The following is a 26191-nucleotide window of genomic DNA, read 5'->3' as shown; positions in this document are numbered from 1 at the left end:
TGACCGGTGGTGATCAGCTGCTGCAAACTATGCAGGAAATAGTTCCACCCCTGGAAGCAGTCCTGATAACATTCACTTTCGGGAACCAAGCCAATATGCGTGAAATGCAGTTGTGTCTGGTTTCCTTTTTTGGATATTTCGAAGGAGATTTGGGTGCCGGTCCATTCGTTTTTATCGTCCAGGAAACTTAAATAGCTGTCCGTAACCAGCCAGACGATCTTTTCGTTTGGAATCACTTCCGATAATTTGTGTTTGGAATAGTGCATATCTGCAAAGCGGACTTCAAACTCGTCATTCAGTTTTGCTGAATGGCCTTTAAAATCCTCCGTCCACCAGCCACGGATATGGTTAATGGCCTTGAATACTTCCTCCGGGGTTTGGTCTACCAAAAGGGTAGTTGTAAAATTTTGTGTTGTCATGTTTGTCGTTTTTGTAATGGTTTAAAATAACTTTTCCTGCGGTGGCTTAACTCCTGCCAATCGAAGATATACTGTTGTCTGCCCCCGGTGATGTACCTGATGTTCAAAAACCTTAGCCAAAGCAATTCTTTTAGACATATCGAAACTTCCAAGCATTTTAATGGGCTCGTCCAGTTGCGCGTCAGATAGCCTTTTGATTTGATCGATCACAAAATCATAGCTGGCCAGCACGATTTTACTCACATTAACTTTGGATTTATCGCCGGTTTTTTCCCATATCCCCTGGTCAAACGGGCTCTTTATGCCTAAAGCGGCAGAGGCAAGACCATAGTTGGCATCTGCCAGATGTAAATTTTGTTCCGCAAAAGAGCGCATTTCAAGTGTGGGCTTTAAAGCATAGCCGCTTTCTGGCATGGCATCCAGGTATTCTTTTGTGTAAGCCTTCGACCTTTCCCACTCTTTTACCAGTTCAGCTACTTTTGCCTGCGCCATTGATAATTGGCTGCCTACGATTAAGCATAGCGCGACCGTTAAACTTTTAAGTTTCATGTTTTTAAGATTTTAAATGAGTATTTAGATTTTTAATTGGCAGTTTGTTATTTAATAAGTTTTCTAAATTTTTCAGCTTCGATGCCCAGAATTGATCAAAATAGTTGAGCCAGGCCTGCAGCTCTTCAAAACCGTCTTTTTTCAGCGAGCAATAGCGTTCCCGGCCCATGTCTTGAATAGAAATAAAGCCGGCGGTTTCCAATATCTTCACATGCTTGGAAACAGCGGGGCGGCTCATGTCGAAATGATCTACCAGGCTGTTAATGGTCAGGCTATCTTCCGAGAGCAGCATGAGCATCTTGCGCCTGCTGGGATCGCCGATGACCTGGAAGGTATCAAGCGTTGGTATGGCCATGTGCGTTGGCATTTAAAAGTTTATCGATATTCTGGAATTTCTCCAACCAGCCGTGCAACAGGCCATGATACATGTCGAGATTTTCCTCCTGATTAAATCCGCGATGATCTAAAAACACTTCCGTGCCATTTTCCCTTGCTTCCAGTTGCCAGGTTACCACCGACTCCAGGTTGATCTTGCTTTCGCCCGGGCCACAGTTCCAGGAGTAAGCTAATTTTCTTAACGGTTCAATCTCCAATACTTTGCAGTAAAATATCCCGTCAAAATTCAGGTTTGCTTTCGCGCCGGTGCTAAACTGGAACTCGTGGCCAATGATGGGTAGGAAATCATTTTTCATGAGCCATTGCCCCATGAGTTCAGAATTGGTAAGGTATTCCCAAACCGTCTCAACGGGATGAGAGAAGAAATACTGGTGTTTAATAACTTTTGCCATAATGCGTAACTTTTAAGTTACTCAAATGTATAAGTAACTTATGAGTTACGCAAATTTTTTTTTATTTTTTTTTCGTTATCCTGATAATCGCCGGAATTTCCTGCATTGTACAAATAGCGGAATGATCACATTTAAGGGTCAAATATCGGGGGGAACCATCCCGTATAGGTAAAAACCGGTCAAAATAAAAAGGTGGGCGATCTTTTTTTATTTCTCATAAGATATTCGGTATTAAATCATTATTGTTTTATGACGGACTGAATATTTTCAAATCACAAAAAAACCATGTGTACCATCCTGATATAGCTGGTCAACTAACCCATATTCCCAATCCAAATAGCTCTGCATAACTTCCGCCGTATTATTAGTGCCTTCGTATGGCCGCCGGTATCTGTCTATTTGCGGTGACGCAAAATGGCTATTAAGTTCGCCACTTTCCGTTTTGTGATTTCCCGCTATCCAGGCATTGGTGCCTCCATCCAACAGATAAACCTTAGCCGACGTTAATTTTTCTAATTCTCCTACTACAAAGCGTGCTTGTATGCCATCCGGCGAAGTGAGTATATATTTTTCAGGGGCAGACAATTGTTTTAAGGCTGTTTTCAATTGTGATCGCAAAACATACCATGCACCGGGTATATGCTTTTTTAAGTAAATCGATGCAGGTGCCAGGTCTATGATGATCAGCGACTTATCTTCGCTTAGCCAGTATTGTAATAATTCAGCAGAAATGATCTGATCGACCTTTAAGTCCGGCAGCAACGGCAAATTAAGCGGCGCCTCGCCTTTTTCTGTTAACGCGGTATTATTAACATAATCTAAAACATATACTTCCCAAGCCATTTGTGCCAGCCAGGAGGCCGTCATGTTAGCCCTTACGCCATCATTATCATACAGAATAATACGTGCACCGCGCACGGGTGCAAAATGGTCTGTTTCCTGCACCAATTGCCCGCCAGGTGTAGAAAGAAATCCCGGCAAATGGCTTTGAAGGTATTCTTCTGGAGTACGCACATCAAACAAGTAGTTAGTGCGGTCTTTTTCTTTAAGTAAGTGCTGTAACAAGTGAAGGGTTAATCTTTTTACACCTGCTTTGTCGGCAACTTTTATACTGGCCGCTATAGCTTGTTCCTTGTTTTCTTTACTAACCGTTTGTATGTTACGGCTTTGACCATGCTCCAATTTCTGCCCAGCTAAAATCCAACCAATAGTGCCGTTTCTGAGCGCGTAAACCGGGTTATCAAGACCTGCATTTACTAATGACTGTGTACCAATAATGCTTCGTGTTCGCCCTGCGCAATTAATAATTACACAGGTTTTAGGGTTAGGCGCCAGTTCTTTTACGCGTAATACCAACTCGGCTCCGGGTACACTTACAGACGACGGTATATTCATCGTATGATACTCATCATACCGGCGGGCATCCAATATTACGATATCTTCTTTATTATCAATAAGTGCTTTTACTTCTTGCGCAGATAAAGAAGGGGTATGCCTTTTTGATTCCACCAGTTCGCCAAATGCTTTGCTTGGTGAATTTACATCTTTAAATAGCTCACCGTGCCAGCCTTGTAAGCCGCCTTCTAAAAGAATAACATTTTTATAACCATATAGTATTAACCGTTCGGCTGCTATAATTGCCAGACCCTCTCCGTTATCATATATAATTAGGGTTGTAAGACGATTGGGAATGCGGTTGTAAACGTCTGTTTCTATACGCGACAAGGGCAGGTTAGCAGCAAATAATGGATGAACCTCGGCAAAATGCGCTTCTTCACGCACATCTAAAATAGCAATTTCCTGCCGTTTTAATAATGCTGTCCGAGCCTGCAAATATGTATATATTCCGATATTTGTGTTAGTCATATTTTTATACTTATAAGTTCTCCAAATCAGGAGGAATTGAATTTGAATACCCGGAAATAAAAGACTTTTCAGTGCCATCTTCCAGGAAAACGCTGCGTTCTACCTTACCAATATTAGCACCATAAATATGTATGCTGATAGATACTTCTTCGGCATAAGCGTTTCTAACCTTATGCAGATCACCTACAGTTGGTGAAACAGCTTCGACATCTCCAGCTACCATTTTTATGGGTTCGCCAACGGCCAAATATTGGCCCTGATTATTTTCATAAGCCTGCGCGTATTCGGCACCGCGCAATACGCCCACTAAGCCCCAAACAGTATGGTTATGTATGGGTGTAACCTGCCCCGGCCCCCAAACAAAGCTGACTATTGAAAAGCGCGAATCTGGATCGGCATATAATAAGTATTGCTGGTAGAATTTGCGGTGCGGCTGCGCGTATTCGTCAGGCAGCCAATCATCGGTCACTATTAAGTCTTTTAACAATGCACTGCCTTGTTGAAGGATGATTTCTTCGGCCTGCTCTTTATCTATCAACTCTGTAAATGAATTAACAAGGGTTTTTAAACGATTTGTTTTCTGTGCCATATTATTCTTATTTATTCGGTGTAATCCAAACTTTCATCAAATGTTTCTTTAGTGTATCGGGTAGCTATTAAAGCTATAACAACCGTTATCAGGCCTATTAATGCCGCGCCGTTCACTAAGCCTAAACTTTCCTTAACAGCTCCAAATACAAAAGCAATGGGTATCAATGCCCCACGTATAAAGTTAGGTACTGTAATAGCTACTGTAGCCCTATAGTTGGTACCAAACTGCTCTGACGCGTTGGTAACCAGCATGGCAAAATAACCTATACCCAGGCCGGCCAAAACGTATTTGGTATAAAACCCGCCAAGGCTTGTTGTAGGGTAATAAAAGAAGATGCCAATAGCCAGCAGAGAAAGAATATTAAACAGGTATAACACAATCTTGCGGCTTTTAAATTGCTGGCTGATGAGTCCGCAAATGATATCGCCACTGCAAAACCCGGCGAAGCAAAACATCATTACATACCCGGTATTTATTTTTTGTGTGAGGCCCAACTCCTTAGCATATTCGGGGGCAATGGTCAATAACAAACCCAGCACAAAATATGATGGGAGGCCAACCAGTATAGCTTTACCATACCGGCTGAACCTGCTCCAGGAAGAAAACAGCTTAAAGAAATTACCCTTCTCAATATGCTTACCCTTAATGTTATTATACATGCCCGATTCAAACACGCCAACCCGCAAGAATAGCAGCAAAAAGCCCATTACGCCGCCAATTATAAAGGCTATGCGCCAGTCATAGGCCTGGCCAACATAACCGGCAACAATAGCACCAAGCAAACCTACACTTGCTACCAGCGTAGCGCCGAGGGTACGTGTTTTCTTATTCATAGTTTCCATTACCATGGTTATACCCGCCCCTAATTCGCCGGCCAGGCCAAACCCGGCCGCCAGCCGTAAAAGTTCAAACTGCCAGATGGTAGTTACAAAGCCATTTAAAATATTAGCGGTCGAGTAAATAATTATAGAACCAAACAGTACCGTGAGCCGGCCTTTTTTATCGGCCAAAACGCCCCAGAAAATACCGCCCAGCAAAAGCCCGGCGGTTTGAAAGTTGAGCAACCTCAAGCCTGCAGATAAAGCATTCTCGTCTGCAACACTTAATGATAACAGGCTCTTTTTGCGGATAACCGTAAACAGCATCATATCATACACATCTACAAAGTAGCCTAACGCCGATACGATGATGAGCAAAATGTTTGTTTTTTTTGCAGCTTTCGCAGGGATAACTTCTGCTACAGAGTTTATTTGTGATATTGGGTGCATAGTCTAATTAGTTATTTTCGCCAGGTGTAAGTACTTCTGCCAACTTTTTATCCAGCTCATCACCTGATAAATTTTTGGCAACAATATTTCCCTGCCTGTCAATTAACACGTTTGATGGCAGCGCCCTAAATCCGTATAGCCTGGCTGCAGAGTTGTCCCACAAGTTCAAGTCTGATACCTGTGTCCAGTATAGCTTATAATCCTTAATCCCTTTAAGCCAGGCGGCTTTATTTCTATCTAATGATACCGCGAAAATGTCAAGCCCTTTGTCTTTATATTTCTGATAATTTTTCACCACATTAGGATTCTCCCTGCGGCATACCGGGCACCATGAGGCCCAAAATTCCAGTAGAATATATTTTTTACCAAATCTGCTCGAAAGTTTTACCGGTTTACCATTAACATCAGGCAGGGTAAAATCAATCGCCTTAGAACCTATTGGTACTGTTTCCACCAGTTTATTCAAGTCCACAACGTATTGACTATCGCCCAATGATGGGTCTAACAGATCAATATCATTCTTTAATGCATCGGGCGATATGGCACTTGAGTAAGTGCGGTACAGCACATAAGCGGGTACGATTGATTTTGAATTTCCTCTTATAAAGTCTTCCAGGTTAGCGCCCTTGTTTTTGCGAAATTCTTTGTAAATTTCATTACCGGTCGAGCCAATTACTTTTGAGTTTTTAAAATGGCCAACGGTATCAAATTCAACGGTAATGGAGTTGGTGTTATCTACAAAAACAGTCAAAGTTTGATCGTCCGGATGTAGTTGGCCGGTTCTTGCTGCAATGGCCGACGTATCAATAGACAGACCATAAACTTCAGGATATTTTAATGTACGCGTAAAGCTAAATTTCCCGTCAATAACCTTAGCCGAATCTAACACATGGAATGTCCGGGTACCATAATTTTGCAGGTATATGGTTTTAGTGGTATTACCTACAGTACCTTTAATAGTAATGTTGGCATTTTCTGATTGTGCCTGGCAAATACTACCTATGCTTAGCAGGGCAAGGAAGTTAAAAAAAGCAATTATATTTTTCATGATTTTATTTATTTAAGCTGTTTAAAAGATTCAATAACCTGGGTTTTGTACTATAGCACCCTTACTGGCCTGTATTTGTGAAAGCGGTATGGGCATCAATAATTTATTAGGATCTGTTATATTCAAAACTGCGGCGGCTCGGCCGGTTCTTACCAAATCAAACCAGCGGTGCGGTTCGTAGGCAAATTCTATTCGGCGCTCGTTTTCAATGGCCAATAATATATCGGCTTGGGTTGTAGCGGTAGTGCCTGCAAGGCCGGCACGGGTACGCACAGCATTTAGATCGCTAATGGCACCTGCCAACATAGCACCGCCTTGCTGCGCTCTGGCTTCCGCGCGTATCAAATAAATTTCTGCTATACGGAATATATAGCTTGGATCGGTAGCCGGGCTGCGATAGTATAAAGTACCATAATAAAGACCTGCCGTGGTTTTACCAATCAAGGAATTGCGGCTTCCGCCAACCAACGGATCTGTGGCCAAAGCGATAAAGGCATTATTAGGTATCCATATCCGTGTTCCTCCCAGTTCCGGAGGCATCCATGAGTTGCGGTGTGCATTAGGATAAGTAGCGCTATAAGAAAGCTCAAATACCGATTCGACTGTACCAACTACATTATTTGCCCACCATGAATTATAAGGAGCAATCAGCTTATAATCTGTAGCATCATTAATAATAATTGATGCATTAGCTTCAGCGTTCACCCAATCTTTCTGGTACAAATAATAGCGCGCACGCAATGCGGTTACAGTATTGGTTGTGGCCCTTATGCGGTTAATGGCGGTTGGCAATAAAGGATAAGCCAAATTAAGATCGCTCAATACCCGGGCATAGGTTTCGGCCAGGGTGTTGCGTTTAACACCATCTTTATCTGTTGATGACAAGGTAGGTGTCAATACTATCGGTACGCCACCCCAAGTTCTGGCCAGGTCAAAATAGCACAGTGCCCGTACAAAATAAGCTTCGCCCAGCAGCTGATTCTTTTCAGTGGCGGTTAATTTAATATCGGTTATACCCGGCAATTTGGCTATTACATAGTTTGCACGGTTTATGGTGCTGTATATAGCGTTCCAGGCGCTGCCGATTGTTCCGTTATCTGAAGTTACGGCATGACTGATAAATTGCGACGGGTCTGTCCCCGGTCCGGTACGTAACAGATTATCGCCCGACAGGTAGCCGATGGATTGGAACGAAGTACCATAATAACCATCATTGGCCAATGCCCTGTACATGCCTCTTACAGCAGTTTCAGCAGAAGACTTGTCAACGATAGTTACATCATCTGATACAGAGTTTAAGGGTTGCACATCAAGAAATTTCTTGCAGGACACCAGCGTCGATAACAATACAGGTAGGAGGTAAAAAAGTAATTTATTTGTTTTCATGTGGGTGATTTTATAAAGTGAGGTTTATACCTAATTGAAATGATCGTGGCTGTGGTGGGGTAGAAAAGTCGTTACCCAGTGTAAAGTATGATTCCGGGTCATAACCTTTATATTTAGTAAGTAGCCACAAGTTTGAGCCTGTAAAATAGATACGCAATGAGTTTAGGCTAAGTTTTGAGGCTACCGGTTTTGGCAATGTATAGCCAAGGCTTAACGTCTTTAACCTTAAAAACGAACCATCTTCCAGCACACGTGTTGTTGGGTCGATGGTGTAGTTTGTGCCTACAGTTGTTATCCGCGGCAAGTTGGTTATATCGCCGGGTTTTTGCCATGCAGTTAACTGTGATGTCCAGTAAGACCGGTCTGCCCTTGTGCCGCCGTTTTCTCCATAGGCCCGGTTCTGATCGTACACTTTATTACCTGTCTGGAAAGAAAAGAACAGGCTCGCATCAAAATTATGATACTTAAAATTATTGCTGAAGCCGCCAATAAATTTAGGCAGCGCCTGGCCTATAATCTCTTTATCAGCAGCGGTGGTTTTGCCATCTTTGGTCTGGCTGTCATCATATACCGCATTACCTGTTTGCGGGTCAACATACAGCTGCTTATAAACTAAGAAAGAATACATAGGGTATCCTTGCTGCAGGTGCAGAAAACCATTATCAATAGGTATAGGCAATTTTTCTATTTTATTGATATTGGTTGAAATATTAAAGCTGGTTTCCCATTTAAAAGCACCTGATCTGATATTTATAGTATTGATCAGCAACTCAAAGCCTTTGTTACTTATTTCGCCGGCATTGCTATAAATGGAGGTGAAGCCACTTATTGCCGGTACCGGTAATTGCAGCAAAACATTGGTGGTGTATTTTCGGTACAGGTCTATCCCGATGTTGATACGACTATCAACAAAACTTCCATCCAGGCCAACGCTTGTTTGGGTTGTTTTTTCCCATTTCAAGTTTAAGTTGCTTAACTGCTGTGGCGCTGTGCCCGGCTTGTCGCCGCTGCTTGCATTGTCAGGGTAACCTGCACCGCCGGTCCAAAGACCTTGTGCCGCAAAGTCATTAATACCGGTTTGGTTACCTGTGGTACCATAGCTAACCCTTAGTTTTAAATCGTTAATAGCATCGACATTTTTTAGAAAATTTTCTTCTTTAATACGCCACGATCCACCTATCGATGGAAAATACCCCCATTGGTTATTCTTACCAAAACGCGATGAGCCATCTGCCCTGCCTGTTAACTCTAAATAATATTTACTGGCATAGTTATAATCGATCCGCGAAAAAAAGGAAGCCAAATTTCCCTTCGTCCAGCTTTGCGTAGCGCTTCGGTTTGCCGCTGACGAAATTTGCGTATAAGAGTTATTAGGAAAGTTGGTGCCGGTAGCCGTTGTGTTTGAAAGTATATTACTTTGCAAAGTATTACCCACCAGTACACCAAAAGTGTTTTTATTTAAAACCTTACGATAAGAAAGCGTTTGCTCGTTAACCCAGGCGGTATTTTGCGAAATAGACGACGTTGCCGAACCATTGGTTGGCGCAGCACCTACTACGGTCTGGTCATTCCAGTACTGATTTTCATTATAGTTATTATAGTCCATTCCCCAGCTGGAATGAAATTTTAAACCCGACAATATTTCTGCATCCAGATAAAAATTACCTATATAGCGCAGGCTTACCGTGTTTATGAAATTGTTATTTATCAAAACGTCAACATTATCAAAACCACCCCACAGCGCCGGCGTTCCGTCGGCATTATTAGTTGGCAGGTTGGTACCTGTTAATAAAGCTGACTCGAAAATACCGCGCGGGGTACTGCCTGCTATCAACTGGTTACGGTATGACCGGTATAAGCCATTGCTTAAACCAATGGTTACCTTATTACTTAATTTTTGATCGATATTAAACTTAAGGCTGGCCCGGTTAAAGTAAACCGGTTTTATAGTTGCCTGTTGATTGGTGTAACCTGCCGCTATATAATATTTGGTGTCTTTATTACCACCTTGTACAGACAAGTCATAATCACTCAATACTGCGGTTCTAAACACATCATCCAGCCTGTCATAAGTTTTTTGTTCTTCCGGGGTGCCACGGCCGCCACTGGCGATAGAACGATAGGGCTCGTTAGCGGCGGTTTGGTTTAGCGCAGGGTTATCAATACCCGAATTTATCCAGGCTAAATTTACCAGCGCCGCGTTTTCGGGGCCCGACACCAAATGCCACATGCGACTTTTATCTACAGCGGCTAAACCATGTAAAGTATTAAAAGTAATGGTGGGCCTTTTATTATAGCTGCCACGCTTGGTCGTAACTATAATTACTCCATTTGCCCCACGCGACCCATAAATTGCGGTTGCAGTTGCATCTTTTAAAACCTCAATACTTTCAATATCATCCGGGTTTATATCGGCAATTGCTGATGTGGTCATACTGCCCATGCTCATGGTTTGCAGGCTGGTATTATTTACAAATACGCCATCAACAATATACAATGGGCTGTTACTGGCATTTATAGAAGTGGTACCGCGCACCCTTACAAACGTAGCCTCGCCGGATGTGCCGGTGTTCGAGTTGATCTGTACGCCGGCTGCTTTGCCTTGCAGTTGGGCATCAAAACTGGCCGCCGGGTAATCTTTGGTTTCTTTAGCATCTATTTTCGAGATGGAGCCTACCAGGTCCTTTTTTTCCTGCACGGCATACCCCACAATCACCACATCATTTAATTGATTGTTGGTTGGTTTTAACGCTACATTAAGCGGAGTGCCTGATGCTATAACCTCGGTAGTTTCATAGCCTATATAGGTTATTACGATTATGTAAGGGAATTTTTGAGCTGTAACAATATTAAATTTTCCATTAACATCAGTTACCGATGAATTGGTGATCCCTTTAATAGTTACTACCGCCCCTACTAATGGCTCTTTCGTGATCACATCGGTTATAGTACCAGAAAGATTTGAATTTACAACCGCCGGATTGGTTGTTTGCGCCAATGAAATACAGGGTATTAAAAGAAGTAAAGTTATTTTGAAAAACAGTATAGGTATTCGCAATGACTTGGCATGGATAAATATTTCCATATATTTAAAAAGTTTTATATAAATGATTCGATTTGTTTTATAAAGCTGGGAATGAGAGTCAGTGAGTGATTGCCGTTACGTAGCTGACTTTTCATTGTACAAACCGGCGAGGCTTCCTTGCCGGTTTATTTGTTATATACAGTTAGTTTTCATATTGATTTTTAGGGTGTTAAGTTAAGTTGGTTGCACATGTTTATTTAAACATGCGAAAGATCAGCGAGAGAATATTAGCAACAACAGCACATTATACATACTTCGGGTTGAAGCATCCGGGAAGGTTTACGGATGAGGTAAGCACTTAGAAAAATAGGGGCATTTGTTTTCATTGCGAGGCGAATGTAAATAAATAATTTAATAACTACAAAATCTATAGATTTAATATATTATATCATATCGAAATAAAACAATTCATTTGTGGTATCTGCACAAGCCATCTCTTCGGATGTTCAATAGGGAATGACTAATGGCTTATATTTTCCTACCGCCCGGAAGGTTAGCATAAAAGGAAAATCACACTAAAAAATAGAATTATTAAAAGGCTTTATCACAGCCGTACGGAGGGATCTTTATAAAATAAGCTGTTCATACTTGATGCGCCGGGTTTCCGGCTCCCTTGTGATTTAAATTGGAAAACGGTTTGTCCGCGTATTAATTAAAAAGAAAAACAATAGCCATTGTGTGCGGTTGTCATTAGACACTCCTCCAACCAATTAATATCATGGCTAAGAAAAACATTTCAGCAGCGGACAATAGGAAAATTGAAAACCTGGCGCCTGACACCGTAGATAGTACCGGAGAATTCATGACTACGGACCAGGGGCTTAAAATCAATGATGATAATAATTCCTTAAAGGCAGGCGAGCGTGGCGCCACGTTGCTGGAGGATTTTATTCTCCGCGAAAAGATTACCCATTTCGATCATGAACGAATCCCGGAACGCATCGTACATGCCCGTGGTTCTGCGGCACATGGTTATTTCCAGGTTTATGAGTCAATGTCGAAATATACCAAAGCCGGTTTTTTACAGGACCCCTCGGTTAAAACCCCGGTGTTTACCCGGTTTTCAACCGTTGCGGGATTCCGTGGTTCAACTGATCTTGCCAGGGACGTTAGGGGATTTGCTGTTAAGTTTTATACGGAAGAAGGCAATTATGACCTTGTCGGCAACAATATACCCATATTTTTTATTCAGGACGCGATCAAATTTCCTGACCTGATTCACGCGGTTAAACCCGAGCCGCATAATGAGATGCCACAAGCGGCATCAGCCCATGATACCTTTTGGGATTTTATTTCGCTGACCCCTGAATCTATGCACATGATCATGTGGGTCATGTCAGACAGGGCAATTCCGCGCAGTTTGCGCATGATGGAAGGCTTTGGCATACATACCTTTAGGTTCATCAACGCAGAAGGCAAATCCTGCTTTGTTAAATTCCACTGGAAACCATTGCTGGGCATGCACGCGGTAGCCTGGGATGAGGCTCAAAAAATATCAGGTAAGAATTCTGACTTTCACCGCCAGGACTTATATGAGGCCATTGAAAGCGGGGCATTTCCAGAATGGGAATTTGGTGTACAGATCGTAGCCGAAGAAGATGAGCATACATTTCCATTTGACTTGCTCGATCCGACTAAACTGATTCCTGAAGAATTAGTGCCGGTAATGAAAATTGGTAAGCTGACTCTGAACCGTAACCCGGATAATTTCTTTGCTGAAACCGAGCAGGTAGCATTCCATCCCGGGCATTTGGTGCCGGGTATAGATTTTACAAATGATCCACTTTTGCAGGGCCGGTTGTTTTCTTATACCGATACGCAATTATCACGGCTGGGCAGCCCGAATTTTCATGAGATACCAATCAATCGTTCCATCAACCCGGTACATAATAACCAGCGCGACGGGCATATGCGCCAGCAAATCAATGTTGGTAAATCCAGTTATCATCCTAACTCTACCGGCGGTGGAAGTCCGATGCAGGTTAAAGTCGCCGAAGGTGGGTTCAGCTCCCATGAAGAGCGGATAGATGCCCGTAAAGTGCGCGCGCGCAGCAAGAGCTTTATGGATTTTTTCAGCCAGGCCGCGTTATTCTTTAACAGCCAGTCACAACCTGAACAAAATCATATTATTGATGCGCTGCGTTTTGAATTAGGCAAAGTTCAAACGGCAGAGATCCGGGAAAGAATGGTCGGCCTTTTGACAAAAATCAATGCAGACTTGGCATCTAAAGTGGCGGATGGCTTGGGTATGGAAGTTCCAAAACCGAAAGAACCCTTAAACCACAACTATGGAGCGGATGCGAACCCTTTGGATTACCAGGATAAACCGCAAAAACAAAGTATAGATAAATCACCGGCTTTAAGTATGGCCAATACGTTAAAAGATACGATCAAAACCAGGCAAATTGCTATTCTTGTGGCAGAAGGTGTGGATGATGATTCCATGTCCGCAGTAAAATCGGAGCTGGAAGCTGAAGGTGCGGTCACAAAAATTATAGCCCCCAAAGGCGGCATGGTTAAAAACGCTAAAGGTGCGGCAATTAAGGTCGATATGAGCTTTTTAACCGCGGCATCTGTTTTGTTTGACGCGGTTTACATTCCGGCCGGCGCAAAAGGGTTGCTGGATAATGCAGACGCCATTCATTTTATCAACGAAGCCTATCGCCATTGTAAAGCTATCGCAACCGATGGAGACGGCCTGGATTTATTAAATGAAACCTATGTCGGTAACCAACTTAAAAAAGGAAAAGGGCCGGCTACGGCGGGCGTTATAACCGGAAATGGTTCAATAGCAAAAGAATTTATCCACGCCATTGCCCGGCACCGTTTTTGGGAACGGGAAAAAAATGATAAAGTACCCGCATGATCGATGTAAATGAACTAATTATCCCTGCTGCGCGGAAAGGAAACCTGGAAGTGCTGCAGGAACTGATCACCCAAAGGGCCGATGTAAACAAACGTGATGAAAAAGGATATACGCCGCTAATCATCGCTTGTTATAATAACCAGTTTGCGGCGGCAAAATTATTGCTGGCCTCCGGGGCTGATGTAAATGCGGCCGACGAGGGAGGAAATACTGCTTTGATGGGGGTGGCTTTTAAGGGCTATCCGGATATTGCACGGTTATTGTTGGAAAACGGGGCAAGTATAAACCGGCAGCACGGAAATGGCGGAACAGCTTTGATGTTTGCTGTCATGTTTGGCCGGAATGATCTTGTTGAACTATTGTTAATTAGCGGCGCGGATAAAACGATCCTCGAAAAAAACGGTTATTCCGCTGTCGACCTGGCCTTACAACAGCACAATGAGATTGCTCTTAATCTTTTAGTATAATCTCCGATTTTAGTTTATGCGGCCAATTGCCTGTCAATCATTGCTTAGCATAGTAGCAACGGGCAATTTTTTTATTCTTTGCCTGGTTTAAGCCGGTACAGTTCATAACCAACACCTTGAACAATATCGTCGTTTTGTTTTGATTGTTCCTTACAGGCTCATCGGCGCTTTTGTTAATGATCGCTAACGCGTTCAAGAAAACAGGGCACGGGCATTCGCGGAGGGCTAAGATATTCTCCTGGCCATCCCCCCCCCCAGTATTTTATTCGCTTTTATCCGGGTTGATCGCTGAAACGGCGCTGACCTTTATTTTCCTGTTTGCGGCGCATCGGGCCGGCTATGGCTCTTTATCTGGGAGCCGTCCTGAGCGCGGTTACCCCAGCCGAACTGATCATTTTTAGCTATGTAACAAATTTATAACCTGATAATCAATAACATAAATAGTACCATCTCGGAAAGCTCCCGGTAAGACAGCCTCAGGTGTTTTAACGCGTGGGTAATCTGGTTTTCAACCGTTCTTTTGGAGATGCCGAACTGGTTGGCGATTTCCTCATTAGAGCGGTTTTCAACACGGCTTAACCAAAATATCTCGCGGCATCTTTTGGGCAGGGTGGCCAGGCTGGACTCCAATTGGATCGTAATATCGGTATAGCGCAGTTTTTCTTCTGCATCATTAAAGCTTTTGGGTATGGTTTGCTCTGTGTATTGCTCAATGTATTCAATAGGGGATAGACGGGCAGCCTTAAGTTGTTTGTAAACGTGGTAACGGGTGGTGATATAAACGTAATTACTAAAACTTTCTATTTTTAAATAATGCCGCCGGTTCCACAGGACAACGAATACGTCATGCAGGACCTCTTCTGCGGTAGTGTGGTCCTTTAGATAAAAAAACGCGGTTTTGTAAAGCTTTTTCCAGTAGCGGTTATAAAGCGCGGCAAAAGCCCGGGCATCATCCATGATAATGGCATGCCACAACTCTTCATCCGTTAAAAGGGTCGTACTATTCATTAGGCAGTAAATAATTGGGTAGGTAAAACTAACTATTACTTTATAAAAAAAACAATCGATTGCATTTTTTTATAAAAGTATGTGTGTTTAATTTAGTTTACTACCTCTTTATACCAAACCAAGATAAAACCGACTTAAATTATTTCCTGAGATGACCCCTGAAGCGTATACGTTGCTGTATGAAAAATACCTGGCTGGTAATTGTACCGCCGCCGAAATTGAATTACTGGCAAAGTACCGTGATGGATTCCGGATGCAGGATGGTGAGTTGTTACCCGGGGAAGCAGCGGTTAAAGGGCGGGTTTATAAACGCATCAGTCAAACTTTATTTGAAAAGCCTAAGATTATCAACTTTAGGCTCATGTGGGCGGCCGCGGCTATACTATTGGTTATGATTGGTGCCGGGATTGTTTTTATGAAAAAGCGGTCGGTTATACCCTTGACCGCCAAGGTGGTGATTAAACCGGGCCGTAATACGGCGGTTTTAATTTTAGCGGACGGCACTGAGCTATTGCTGGATAATGCTAAAGATGGCACCGCGTTAACGGCTGTGGCAAAGAAAATTAAAAGCGGCGAGATAAGCTATTACCAGGCTGAAAAGACGGCGCCTGTGGTAATGAATACCCTCTCTATTCCAAAGGGCGGGCAGTATCAGGTTACTTTAGCAGACGGCACCAAAGTTTGGCTTAACTCCGTTTCTTCTTTAACCTATCCTACCGGTTTTGCCGGGAACGAGCGTTTGGTGGAGCTTAAAGGCGAAGCTTATTTTGAAGTAGCGCATAACGAAAAAATGCCTTTCAAAGTAAAAACAAACGGCGCCGAGGTGGAAGTACTGGGCACTCATTTTAATATAGCCGCTTATGAAGGTGAGCCGGAATCAAAAACCACTTTAGTAGCAGGTTCTGTACGCTTATCAGGTAAAAATTCGGTTATTAAACTTATTCCGGGTGAGCAGGGCGTAATTAATGATAATTCCGACAAAATAACGGTTAAGCAGGTTAAGGCGGCCGAGGTAGTCGCCTGGAAAAACGGCTCGTTTGTTTTCAGGCATGCCAATATACAAGAGATCATGAAACAGATATCACGCTGGTATGATGTTGATGTAGAATACCGGGGTAATATTGGCGACCGGTACTTTGGGGGCACCTATTCCAAATACAAAGACATTACCGAGCTTTTAAAGGGCCTTGAATTAACCGGGCTTATTCACTTTAAAATGGAAGGAAGGAGGATAATCGCAATGCCTTAATCAAAAAGAACCAAGCGGTTAGCCAAATAACCAGGAGCGTTGGCGCGCCCCTGGCATCAGTCAAAAACTGAGCTAGTTAACCTGTTAAATTTATGCGTACAAATCCAATTGTAAATTAACCTAGCATTCAAATGTATAAAAATTTTACTGTATTAAAATACAGGCAGCAATCCTGTATTTTTTCAAAAATTGCTCACATTATGAAATTAACCGGTATTATTCTGATGACGGTTATACTCCAGGTAAGTGCCAGCACTTACGGCCAGAAAATTACCATCCAGGTAAAAAGCGCCGCTCTTCAGGATATATTACTTGACATTCAGCAACAAAGCGGTTATGATTTCCTTTATAGTTCAGACCTGCTTAACCGTGCAAAACCGATCACCTTAGCTGTAAAAGATGCTTCTATAAATGAGGTGATAGAAAAATGCATGGAGAACCAACCATTTTCTTACACCATTTTTAAAAAAACCGTTACGATCAGAGCAAAGGATGGGCCTAAACCTGATCAGCAACTTCCGACAATGCTACCCATAGCAATTACCGTAAACGGTGTAGTTACAGACGAAAAGGGGCTGCCGCTGCCGGGTGTTAACGTGCTTGAAAAAGGTACCTCCAATGGTGTTACTACTAATGTATCTGGACGGTATACCCTCAAAGTGGCCGGCCCGAATTCATCGCTTGTGTTCTCTTTTATGGGCTATGCTTCACAAGAAATAAAAGTGGGCACGCAAACCATAATTGAGGTTCAGCTAACTGAACTTGCCAGCGACTTAAATGAGGTAATCGTTGTAGGATATGGTACACAAAAGAAGGCATCACTTACAGGTTCCGTTGCCAGTATAGATGGGGCAGAAATTTTAAAAACCCGTAACGAAAATGTTTTAAACATGCTTACCGGTAAGCTTCCCGGTTTACGTGTTTTGCAAACAGACGCAGAACCGGGCAATTTTAGCAGTAGTTTTGACATCCGTGGTTTAGGTGCGCCACTGGTAATTATTGATGGCGTGCCACGTGGTAATATCCAGCGGCTTGACCCTAATGATATAGAAAGTATATCTATATTAAAAGATGCCGCCGCCGCGGTTTACGGGGTTCAGGCAGCAAATGGTGTCGTATTGGTTACGACCAGGAAAGGCAAATCAGGCGTGGCCAGGATCCAGTATAATTTTACCACGGGTTTTTCATATGCTTCAGGTTTACCTACTCCAATTGGTGCTATCGATTGGATGAATTTAAAAAATGAGCAAAGCATGCACAATATAGGCAACCCCGCCAATAAAACATTTAACCAGGCGGCCTTTGATGCATTTACCAGCGGCGCTCAGCAAAGTACAGACTGGTATAGCGTAGCGATTGATAAAATAGCCCCGCAAACACAACATAACTTAAATATTAGCGGCGGTACGGAAACTTCAAGTTATTATGTAAGCTTAGGTTACCAGAAATTTGGCGGCTTTTATAAAAGTGGCGAGTTGAATTATAATAAATATAATTTTCGCTCAAATGTTACTGCTAAAATAGCCAATAACCTGACCATAGATATCCAGTTAAGCGGGATAAAAGATCAAAAAAATCAACCCTATGATCAATCACAGGATCTTTTTAAAGCACTTTGGAGGGCGCCGCCAAACTTACCCGTTTTTGCCAATAACAACCCGGCTTATGTTAATAACCTGGGTGATAATGGGGTGAATTCCTACGCGACTACGCGTAAGCAATATGATGGGTTTAGAGATATTAAAACCAATACCTTCCAGGGGTTGTTTGATGTTATTTACAACATTCCATTTATTAAAGGCTTAAAAGCAAAAGCCCTTTTTAGTTATGATTACCAGGTAAATGATAACAATATTTATCAAAAAACATTTAATTTATATAGTGTACAAAATACAACAGGTATTATTTCATTTATACCCCAGGCAATTAACGCAACAAATGGCGCCAGTTTGGATTCAAGGCAATACCAGGTCTTTCCAAATACCTTACTTCAAGGATCCCTTGATTATAATCATGTATTTAACATGGTTCATAATATACAATTATTAGCCGTTTACGAAGAAAGAACAACCAGGACGGATAATTTCAGTGCGTCAAGAACCGAAAGTATACCAACCCTTAACGCCCTATCAGCAGGAAATGCTGCGGGGCAGACCGGCACCCAAAGCATTGACCAAAATGCATTGGTCAGCACTAAAAGTTTGGTATCCAGGTTACACTATGATTATAAATCGAAATATTTAATTGATGTGCTTGGCCGGTATGATGGTTCTTCAAGATTTTCTGCTTCAAAACAATGGGGCTTTTTTCCTGGTGTTACCGCGGCATGGCGCATATCTGAAGAAGGCTTTATAAAAAAAAGTCGGGCTTTATCCTTTGTTGATAATATAAAGATCAGGGCGTCATACGGCAAGTTAGGTGACCAGGGAAGTTTATCCTATCAGTTTTTAGGCGGGTATAATTATCCGTTAACCGTGGGCGACCCAACTAATAATGCGCCGGCAGGCTATGTGATGGATGGTAACTTTGTTACTGCTTTATCACCAAGAACACTACCTAATTTAAACTTATCCTGGATCACTACAAAAACCATAAACCTTGGTTTGGATATTGACTTATGGAAAGGTCTGCTAAGCGCGTCGCTTGACGCTTTTTCACGAGAAAGAGACGGGCTCTTTGGTACCCGCGCGGTTTCACTGCCGGGACAATATGGTACAGGCTTACCCAGTGAAAACCTTAACAGCGATAGGGCGCAGGGGTTCGAGTTATCCTTAACACACGCCAACAGGTTGGGTAAACTAAACTATAGCATTAATGCCAATATTACCTATACCAGGAACAAATTATTACACCAGGAAGCTTCGCCGTATGTGAGCTCATACGATAACTGGCTTAACAATAAGAATAACCGATGGAATGATGTGGTATTTGGATATGGGGCAGCGGGCCGTTTTACATCATTTAATGATATTTACACCTATCCAACTGAAAGTCAGATAAATAATAACGGTGGTAACCGGGCTGTTTTACCGGGCGATTATAAATATGTGGATTGGAACGGTGACGGGTATATTACCACCGCGGATAAATATCCTATTGTCAATACAACGGGCCAGCCCAGTATTCCTTTAATATATTTTGGCTTAACGCCAAGCGTCGGTTTTATGGATTTCGATTTGTCGGCGACTTTTCAGGGTGCGGCGATGAGATCCACCGCTTATCCTGAAGCGTTGGCGCAACCATTGACCTTTGGTGGGGGTGCATTGCAGCAGTTTCTTGACAGATGGCACCCGGTTGACCCTAATGCAAATCAGTTTGATCCGCATACGCAATATGTATCAGGCACCTATGCGGTTACCGGAAGCAACTATGATACCGGCTCCGGGTTTTCTTATAAAAACGGCGCCTATGTGCGAATGAAAACCGTTGAACTGGGCTATACGCTGCCCAAAGCATTTACAAAAAAAATAGGAATTCAGCGTGTCCGGATATATACAAATGGTTATAACATTTTAACACTTTCCTATATCAAGGATGTGGATCCCGAAAAACCATCTGATCAAAACGGATACCGGTATCCGATGAACAAGACGTACAACCTTGGTGTGAACGTGACATTTTAATGTATTTTAATAAATTAGATATGAAAAAGATAATATATTTATTTACAGTCGTATTTATACTGACTTCATGTAATAAGCTAAATATTACACCTGCCAGTATTGTACAGGACCCGGACGCTTTTGGCAGCGCGGCTGCGGTAGGCGCATACTTTTCAGGATTATATGCCAACTTACCCATGGAAGATTTCCGGTATTCAGCTTCAAAGTTTAATAACTGGAACATCATACAAAGTACCACTTTTGATACCGGCGAACTTTTCAACAGAGAGTTTGGCAGCGAGAATTTGGGTGATTTTGGCTATTGGAGCGATGGGTATACCGAGATACGTAATGCGGAATATTTTTTAGAAAACCTTTCTAAATATGCTTCAAATTATACCCCGGCACAAGTAAACAACTGGCTGGGTGAAGCGCGGTTTATAAGAGCGTATACCTATTTTGCATTAGTGAAAAGATATGGCGGGGTGCCTCTTGTAAAGAGTGTGCAAAATTATCCGGCACAAACCCTTGATGCCATTTCTACCCCAAGGAATTCCGAACAGGAAGTATATGATTTTATAGCCGATGACCTTGATCAGGCTTATAATTTAATGGGGGCGACAAGCGAGCAAAGAGGGCGCGCCAATAAATATGTAGCGGCGGGCTTAAAGGCAAAGGTGATGCTTACGGCCGCCGACGTTGCAAAATATAATACTGTTACTAATATCGACCCCACTACCAACAAAATGGTCCAAGGCATCCCTGCGAGCCAGGTCATCCCTTATTTAAAGGCAAGCTATACCGCGTCATTGCTGGTCGCTGCAGGACCTTATAAACTGTACCGGTCATCACCGGACAAGACGGTTAATTTTTATAATCTATTCTTTGATGGTACCGGTGCCAATACAGAACAGATGTTATCACGTGATTACGTTCTGACGAATTATCCAACCAGTTTTGATCTTTTGGCCATACCGGATCAAATGAAAAGCAGTGACGGTTATAGTTCATACTTTAACCCCACACTTGATTTTGTTGAACTATTTGATGGTTTGCCGAGGAACACCGATGGAACGTTGGCCGTAATTAATCCCGCGACTCAAAAATATATTTATTATAACGACAGACTTAGCTTTTTTCAAAATGCCGAACCCCGCCTGCTCGCAACGGTGCTGGTGCCCGGTACGGTATTTAAGAGCCAGGTCATTGACGTAAGAAGAGGAATATTTGTAGGTAATATAACCAATGGCATTGATCCTTTCCCGGGTAGCACAGTTCCTTACGCTCAAAAAAGCGCTACAGCGGCTTATGGCGGTAATGCCAATATGGTACCCAGTACTTCCAATCCGCCTGCCGCCCCCACGCTTGTAACGCTTCCTGATGGAAGTAAGCTTAGCGCAGGTGGTTTAAGCGGGGTGTTTGGAACCGGTGGCGCCGGTACACTTTCCGGTTTTTACCAGCGAAAATTTTTGGATGAAAAGAAAACCCAGGGAGACGTGAAAGGATTTAATTCGTTTCAACCATGGACGGATATGAGATATGGCGAAATTATTTTACTTCGTGCAGAAGCTGCGATAGAACTGAGTAATCTTGGCGTAACAGATGTTAACTACTTGCAGGACGCCTTTACTCAAATTAATGATGTGCGGGACAGGGGAGGAGCCGTATTACTCGCAAGCGCTGCCGATTTAAGCGGTGCCAATGGCATAGCAATAATACGTAAAGAGGAAAAGAAAGAGCTTGCTTACGAAAATAAAACATTTTGGAATTTAAGGCGCTGGAGAATAGCTGATACGGAGGTTAATAACAGACAGCTGTTTATATTGAATCCTATTTTAGTTGCCGCCAACGGGAAATATATTTTTGATAAAAGGATAGACGAAACCGGCAAGACGTTTACGTTTAAACCGGCCTGGTATTATGAAAAAATTCCACAGAGCGAGATCAATAAAAACTTAAAATTAGTTCCTAATATTCCAACCTATTAATTATAAGAATATGAAAAAAGCGATTATTTATACGACGGTTTGTCTGATTAGCGCAGTCATGTCTTCTTGTTTTAAAACAGATGCCTATACGCCGCCTGATCAAACACTTACCGGTAAAATCATAGACTCTTCGACAGGGCTTCCTATACAATCAGAATCCGGTGGCATACAAATAAAAGAAAATCAATTAGACTGGAATGGAACCGGTGCAGTATCTGTATCTCCCGATCAGAATTTAATGGTAAAATTTGACGGTACTTATAACGATACCAAAGTTTTTAAAGGTAAATACAAACTTGTTCCTATTGGTGGCGCTTTTGTCCCCCCGTACCGGACAAGCCCTGCACCTGCTATAGATAAAAGTGTAACCGTTGATATACAGGGTGGTACTACAACCGTCAATTTTACCGTTGATCCGTTCCTGAAAGTAGAGTGGGTGGGCGAGCCGGTTATAAACGGTGACAAAACCGTATCTGCAAGTTTTAAATTTACCAGGGGGACTGCGGATCCGGTATTTCAATTCCCGGTAACTGACGCAACTTTATATATTAGTACAACCCCATTTGTCAGCAGCGCGGATCAGGATAATAACTTTACCTTTAATGCAACCACCTACAATACCCCCGGTTCCGTACCCGATCCTGTTACCGGCAAATACCCACAATCGCCAATTACTAATTTTATCGGGCAAACGATAACGTTGACATCGAAATTGCCGCTATTGGCCGACCGGACTTATTATATAAGAGGAGCTGCCAGAACAGCAGATAATGTTAATAAACGCTATAACTATAACGTGGCTAAAGCGGTGTATATGCCTCAATAAACTGAAAGTACCCCCATGCTGCTTCCCATAAGCAGTCTTGTATAAAAATTGGTAATTTGGGGTATCATGGTGATGTCCGGCTGAGCCGGCATCACCTTTTCATCAAAAATCAATATATGCCAATAACAGCTGGAATTGAAGTTGCTTTTCTATAAGCGTGAGGAACTGAAAATTGCCGATTATTACGGTAAAGGTCCGGGCTATGACGGAAGGCGTTTTGCCGGTGGTCGGTACAAACTATCTTTAGCGTTACCTTTAAAGGGGCAAACCCGGTTAACTTGATAGCGCCTAAGATAGTGATATGCAAATTACCGTCTAAACCTCAATATGCGATGCTTTTTGATTTTACATCCAGCGACGAGCATTACGTTGATATTATCGCCTTTTATTCTTTTGTAAAAGTTACGGCTCAGTCTGTGGTCAGCTTTTAAATGGCCGATTTTGCTCTGTTTGTGGCGGGGAGCCGGTCTTAAGGAAAGTTTACACATTCCCGGTAGCTTTTACAGCGGCACCGTTATTTACGATATCTAATTCAGGTGGTTCAGTTAAGCTTGTTGTAAAGATAAAAAAATGCGTTTAACGCACGTTAATTTTTAGGCTATTTAATTAAAACATTATGGCGGAACCACTATCTTAAATAACCCACATTAATCTTTCAATTAATGTGAGTCTTTAATAGTGGATTAGGATAATTATCGCTTTGATCTTCCGCAACGTTATCCAAACATTTAAAATCCTTTTCTATTAAAAGGAATAATTTATTATACAAGCCTTCAAAACCCACCCTATCAGTCAGTTCCCATTCTGTAGCCATTGTGGCAGGCATTAACAAGGTTATTTTATTATTTTCAAATACAGCCAATAAATTAGCCAGGTTATTTCGCTGCAAGGCATAAATCAATGTTTGATTGGCAAAATCAACTGTCTCTTCAATATATCCATTCGCTGAGAAAACCTCAACATCTTTCTTAGTTAACCTGTATCGTAAGGAATTTCCCTTTATGCGTATCTTCATTATTGTTTTATTAATTAACCAAGTTAGTTACAGCCCCTATAATAATAATTGCAGGATAAGTTAATTGCTTGCTTTCGGCCATAGCAAACAAATCTTTAACTATCCCTCGTACCGATTTTTGATGAGGTAAAGAAGCGTGTTGTATAATCGCAGCAGATGTTGATCCATGCCCGGCTTCGGTATAAGTGTCAGCAATAGAGGATAGTTGTTTCATTCCCATATAAATTACTACAGTAGCATTACTTTGCATGGCCAGGCGCAGGTCCGCCGAAAGTGTCCCATCCTTTTTGGTGCCGGTTACTACCCATATCCCTTCACTCATAGCCCGATGGGTAAGCGGTATATCTTCAAGCCCGGATGCCTGCATACTGGTGATACCAGGTATGAAATAAGTTTTAATCCCATGCTCGCGGGCATATATTATTTCTTCAAAACCCCTGCCGAATATAAAAGGGTCACCGCCCTTTAGTCTTACTACACTCCCTTTGCTGAACGCAGAACGTTTGATCAGTTCATGTATCTGTTCTTGTGGCATATACTCACCATAAGGTTGTTTACCTACATAGATACGTTCACAATCAGGCGGCGTAATGCCTAACAACTCTTTATTGGCCAAATTATCATACAGCACGACTTTAGCCTGTTGTAAAATTTTATACCCTTTTACGGTAATTAATTCCGGATCGCCCGGCCCGGCCCCTAAAACATATAATTCCGGGGATAAGGATATATTTTTCATGCTTTTTAGTGATTTGTTAAAAAAGTCAGTTTTTTTGACGTTTAATCCTATACAATTTCAATTAATTATCTATTTAATTGAAAAATTTTAATATAAATGTGATTTAAACAATAAAATTTATCATAAATAACATAAAAATAATAAAATTATATGACCAAAATAACAATATTTATTTGAATTACAGTTTATTTTATTTAAAATTGTTAGGTAAATACAATTTAGGTCGCACTTTAATTGTATTTACTTAAAAAAGCTTTAACAAATTAAAATCGACATGGTAAAACCTACCCTAATTGTAGTTGGCAATGGTATGGTTGGTTATAAGTTTTGCGAAAAACTGGTAGCTAAATCATCAGCGTTCAATATCATCGTATTTGGCGAAGAGCCACGCCCAGCTTACGACCGCGTTCATTTGAGTGAGTATTTTAACGGAAAAACAGCTGAAGACCTTTCGCTTTCCACGAACTCCTGGTATGCCGAACATGGTATTTTACTGCATCTCGGCGATCCGGTTCAGGAAATAAACCGGGTTGATAAAACTGTGCATTCCTTACTGGGTATTACTATAAAATATGATTACCTGGTTTTGGCCACTGGCTCATCCGCGTTTTTGCCAGATATTGCGGGCGTTGAAAAAGAGGGCGTATTTGTTTACCGTACCATTGAAGACCTGGAACTGATAAAAGCGTATGCTGCTAAGGCTAAAAAAGGAGCCGTAATGGGCGGCGGCTTATTAGGCTTAGAGGCAGCCAAGGCTTTAATGGACCTGGGTATGGAAGAAACCCATGTAATTGAATTTGCCCCACGCTTAATGCCCCGGCAAATCGATTCTGCAGGCAGTGCCATACTACAATCAAAATTGAAGGAACTGGGGCTAAATGTTCATTTGAATAAAAGCACCTCATACATTGGTGGCGGGCATAAAGCAGAAACTTTGCATTTTAATGATGAAAGCTTGATTGCCATTGATATGCTGGTCATATCCGCAGGAATAAGACCGCGCGATGAATTGGCTAAACTGTCAGGCTTACAGGTTGGTACGCGCGGGGGTATTATGGTCAATGAAAAAATGCAGACCAGCGATGAAGCTATTTTTGCCGTAGGCGAGTGCGCTTTATATGAAGGAATGATATATGGGCTTGTAGCTCCCGGTTATGAAATGGCAGATATTGTAGTGTCTCAATTAACCGCTGGTGGTAAGTTGTTTTATAGTTACGACATGAGTACCAAACTCAAATTGATTGGTGTGGATGTAGCCAGCTTTGGTGATGCCTTTATTACTGAACCGGATTGCCGCACCATAGTTTTTGAAGACACGCATAAGGGAATATATAAGCGCATTAATATAAGCACTGATGGTAAATATTTATTAGGCGGAATTTTAATTGGCGATGCTGATGCTTATAATATTTTACTCCAAACGGTTAATA

Annotated in this window: 20 protein-coding genes; 7 read left to right on the top strand and 13 right to left on the bottom strand. The window is 42.1% G+C overall.

Annotation, left to right across the window (positions count from 1 at the left end):
* The 10 genes from JWR23_RS12230 to JWR23_RS12185 form a co-directional block, all read right to left on the bottom strand.
* The coding region (locus JWR23_RS12230; protein ID WP_299516380.1) for an SRPBCC domain-containing protein at positions 1-419 on the bottom strand (419 nt) is incomplete at its 3' end.
* 21 nt (positions 420-440) lie between these two features.
* Positions 441-968, bottom strand: coding sequence for a DinB family protein (locus tag JWR23_RS12225; RefSeq protein WP_299516378.1), 528 nt, complete (start codon positions 966-968; stop codon positions 441-443).
* A gap of 4 nt (positions 969-972) precedes the next feature.
* Positions 973-1323: a helix-turn-helix transcriptional regulator gene (locus tag JWR23_RS12220; protein WP_299516376.1), complete on the bottom strand. Its 351-nt coding sequence runs from the start codon at positions 1321-1323 to the stop codon at positions 973-975.
* Complete coding sequence (locus tag JWR23_RS12215; RefSeq protein WP_299516375.1) at positions 1304-1756, bottom strand: SRPBCC domain-containing protein; 453 nt, start codon at positions 1754-1756, stop codon at positions 1304-1306. The genes JWR23_RS12220 and JWR23_RS12215 overlap by 20 nt, the downstream gene beginning before the upstream one ends.
* Before the next feature lie 267 nt (positions 1757-2023).
* Positions 2024-3622 carry a rhodanese-related sulfurtransferase gene (locus JWR23_RS12210; protein WP_299516374.1) on the bottom strand — a complete coding sequence of 533 codons (1599 nt, stop codon included), beginning with the start codon at positions 3620-3622 and terminating at the stop codon, positions 2024-2026.
* Positions 3623-3632: 10 nt separating this feature from the next.
* Positions 3633-4211, bottom strand: coding sequence for a hypothetical protein (locus JWR23_RS12205; RefSeq protein WP_299516373.1), 579 nt, complete (start codon positions 4209-4211; stop codon positions 3633-3635).
* An 11-nt stretch (positions 4212-4222) separates the two neighbouring features.
* Positions 4223-5482, bottom strand: coding sequence for an MFS transporter (locus JWR23_RS12200; protein WP_299516372.1), 1260 nt, complete (start codon positions 5480-5482; stop codon positions 4223-4225).
* Between the two features lie 7 nt (positions 5483-5489).
* Positions 5490-6530 carry a TlpA disulfide reductase family protein gene (locus JWR23_RS12195; RefSeq protein WP_299516371.1) on the bottom strand — a complete coding sequence of 347 codons (1041 nt, stop codon included), beginning with the start codon at positions 6528-6530 and terminating at the stop codon, positions 5490-5492.
* A 30-nt stretch (positions 6531-6560) separates the two neighbouring features.
* The gene (locus JWR23_RS12190; protein WP_299516370.1) at positions 6561-7916 is read right to left on the bottom strand and encodes a RagB/SusD family nutrient uptake outer membrane protein; all 1356 of its coding nucleotides are present in this window, start codon (positions 7914-7916) and stop codon (positions 6561-6563) included.
* 10 nt (positions 7917-7926) lie between these two features.
* Positions 7927-11001 (bottom strand): TonB-dependent receptor, encoded by a 3075-nt coding sequence (locus JWR23_RS12185; protein WP_299516369.1) that lies wholly within the window; start codon positions 10999-11001, stop codon positions 7927-7929.
* Positions 11002-11719: 718 nt separating this feature from the next.
* On the opposite strand from JWR23_RS12185, the gene JWR23_RS12180 reads away from it, so the two are divergent.
* The gene (locus JWR23_RS12180; protein WP_299516368.1) at positions 11720-13867 is read left to right on the top strand and encodes a catalase; all 2148 of its coding nucleotides are present in this window, start codon (positions 11720-11722) and stop codon (positions 13865-13867) included.
* The gene (locus JWR23_RS12175; protein WP_299516367.1) at positions 13864-14334 is read left to right on the top strand and encodes an ankyrin repeat domain-containing protein; all 471 of its coding nucleotides are present in this window, start codon (positions 13864-13866) and stop codon (positions 14332-14334) included. The genes JWR23_RS12180 and JWR23_RS12175 overlap by 4 nt, the downstream gene beginning before the upstream one ends.
* Positions 14335-14748: 414 nt before the next feature.
* Here the strand turns inward: JWR23_RS12175 and JWR23_RS12170 are convergent, their stop codons facing one another.
* On the bottom strand, positions 14749-15342 hold the full coding sequence (locus JWR23_RS12170; protein ID WP_299516366.1) for a sigma-70 family RNA polymerase sigma factor: 594 nt from the start codon (positions 15340-15342) through the stop codon (positions 14749-14751).
* A 151-nt stretch (positions 15343-15493) separates the two neighbouring features.
* Between JWR23_RS12170 and JWR23_RS12165 the strand changes: the two genes are divergently transcribed.
* The 4 genes from JWR23_RS12165 to JWR23_RS12150 all read left to right on the top strand — a co-directional run bounded on the left by JWR23_RS12165 (position 15494) and on the right by JWR23_RS12150 (position 23007).
* Positions 15494-16591, top strand: coding sequence for a FecR domain-containing protein (locus tag JWR23_RS12165; protein WP_299516365.1), 1098 nt, complete (start codon positions 15494-15496; stop codon positions 16589-16591).
* Between the two features lie 131 nt (positions 16592-16722).
* Positions 16723-20214 (top strand): TonB-dependent receptor, encoded by a 3492-nt coding sequence (locus JWR23_RS12160; protein ID WP_299516364.1) that lies wholly within the window; start codon positions 16723-16725, stop codon positions 20212-20214.
* A 20-nt stretch (positions 20215-20234) separates the two neighbouring features.
* Positions 20235-22181, top strand: coding sequence for a RagB/SusD family nutrient uptake outer membrane protein (locus JWR23_RS12155; RefSeq protein ID WP_299516363.1), 1947 nt, complete (start codon positions 20235-20237; stop codon positions 22179-22181).
* 58 nt (positions 22182-22239) lie between these two features.
* Positions 22240-23007 (top strand): DUF3823 domain-containing protein, encoded by a 768-nt coding sequence (locus JWR23_RS12150; RefSeq protein WP_299516362.1) that lies wholly within the window; start codon positions 22240-22242, stop codon positions 23005-23007.
* A 655-nt stretch (positions 23008-23662) separates the two neighbouring features.
* Here the strand turns inward: JWR23_RS12150 and JWR23_RS12145 are convergent.
* Both JWR23_RS12145 and cobA read right to left on the bottom strand, forming a co-directional pair.
* On the bottom strand, positions 23663-24022 hold the full coding sequence (locus tag JWR23_RS12145) for a hypothetical protein (protein WP_299516361.1): 360 nt from the start codon (positions 24020-24022) through the stop codon (positions 23663-23665).
* A gap of 10 nt (positions 24023-24032) precedes the next feature.
* The gene (cobA, locus tag JWR23_RS12140; RefSeq protein ID WP_299516360.1) at positions 24033-24761 is read right to left on the bottom strand and encodes a uroporphyrinogen-III C-methyltransferase; all 729 of its coding nucleotides are present in this window, start codon (positions 24759-24761) and stop codon (positions 24033-24035) included.
* Positions 24762-25035: 274 nt separating this feature from the next.
* Here cobA and JWR23_RS12135 point away from each other — a divergent pair.
* A partial coding sequence (locus JWR23_RS12135) for an FAD-dependent oxidoreductase (protein ID WP_299516359.1) occupies positions 25036-26191 on the top strand: 1156 nt, incomplete at its 3' end.

Source organism: Mucilaginibacter sp., assembly GCF_028288205.1.
In the GTDB taxonomy this organism is placed as follows: domain Bacteria; phylum Bacteroidota; class Bacteroidia; order Sphingobacteriales; family Sphingobacteriaceae; genus Mucilaginibacter.
Note: the sequence above shows the minus strand (reverse complement) of the source record. Positions and strands in the feature narration are given on the sequence as shown.

Bases quoted from the DNA above. Each gene is read 5' to 3' on its own strand.
- JWR23_RS12210 (WP_299516374.1), bottom strand. From the start codon at position 3,622: ATGACTAACACAAATATCGGAATATATACATATTTGCAGGCTCGGACA.
- JWR23_RS12165 (WP_299516365.1), top strand. From the start codon at position 15,494: ATGACCCCTGAAGCGTATACGTTGCTGTATGAAAAATACCTGGCTGGT.
- JWR23_RS12185 (WP_299516369.1), bottom strand. From the start codon at position 11,001: ATGGAAATATTTATCCATGCCAAGTCATTGCGAATACCTATACTGTTT.
- JWR23_RS12190 (WP_299516370.1), bottom strand. From the start codon at position 7,916: ATGAAAACAAATAAATTACTTTTTTACCTCCTACCTGTATTGTTATCG.
- JWR23_RS12170 (WP_299516366.1), bottom strand. From the start codon at position 15,342: ATGAATAGTACGACCCTTTTAACGGATGAAGAGTTGTGGCATGCCATT.
- JWR23_RS12225 (WP_299516378.1), bottom strand. From the start codon at position 968: ATGAAACTTAAAAGTTTAACGGTCGCGCTATGCTTAATCGTAGGCAGC.
- JWR23_RS12220 (WP_299516376.1), bottom strand. From the start codon at position 1,323: ATGGCCATACCAACGCTTGATACCTTCCAGGTCATCGGCGATCCCAGC.
- JWR23_RS12215 (WP_299516375.1), bottom strand. From the start codon at position 1,756: ATGGCAAAAGTTATTAAACACCAGTATTTCTTCTCTCATCCCGTTGAG.
- JWR23_RS12180 (WP_299516368.1), top strand. From the start codon at position 11,720: ATGGCTAAGAAAAACATTTCAGCAGCGGACAATAGGAAAATTGAAAAC.
- JWR23_RS12200 (WP_299516372.1), bottom strand. From the start codon at position 5,482: ATGCACCCAATATCACAAATAAACTCTGTAGCAGAAGTTATCCCTGCG.
- JWR23_RS12195 (WP_299516371.1), bottom strand. From the start codon at position 6,530: ATGAAAAATATAATTGCTTTTTTTAACTTCCTTGCCCTGCTAAGCATA.
- JWR23_RS12150 (WP_299516362.1), top strand. From the start codon at position 22,240: ATGTCTTCTTGTTTTAAAACAGATGCCTATACGCCGCCTGATCAAACA.
- JWR23_RS12160 (WP_299516364.1), top strand. From the start codon at position 16,723: ATGTATAAAAATTTTACTGTATTAAAATACAGGCAGCAATCCTGTATT.
- JWR23_RS12155 (WP_299516363.1), top strand. From the start codon at position 20,235: ATGAAAAAGATAATATATTTATTTACAGTCGTATTTATACTGACTTCA.
- cobA (WP_299516360.1), bottom strand. From the start codon at position 24,761: ATGAAAAATATATCCTTATCCCCGGAATTATATGTTTTAGGGGCCGGG.
- JWR23_RS12175 (WP_299516367.1), top strand. From the start codon at position 13,864: ATGATCGATGTAAATGAACTAATTATCCCTGCTGCGCGGAAAGGAAAC.
- JWR23_RS12205 (WP_299516373.1), bottom strand. From the start codon at position 4,211: ATGGCACAGAAAACAAATCGTTTAAAAACCCTTGTTAATTCATTTACA.
- JWR23_RS12145 (WP_299516361.1), bottom strand. From the start codon at position 24,022: ATGAAGATACGCATAAAGGGAAATTCCTTACGATACAGGTTAACTAAG.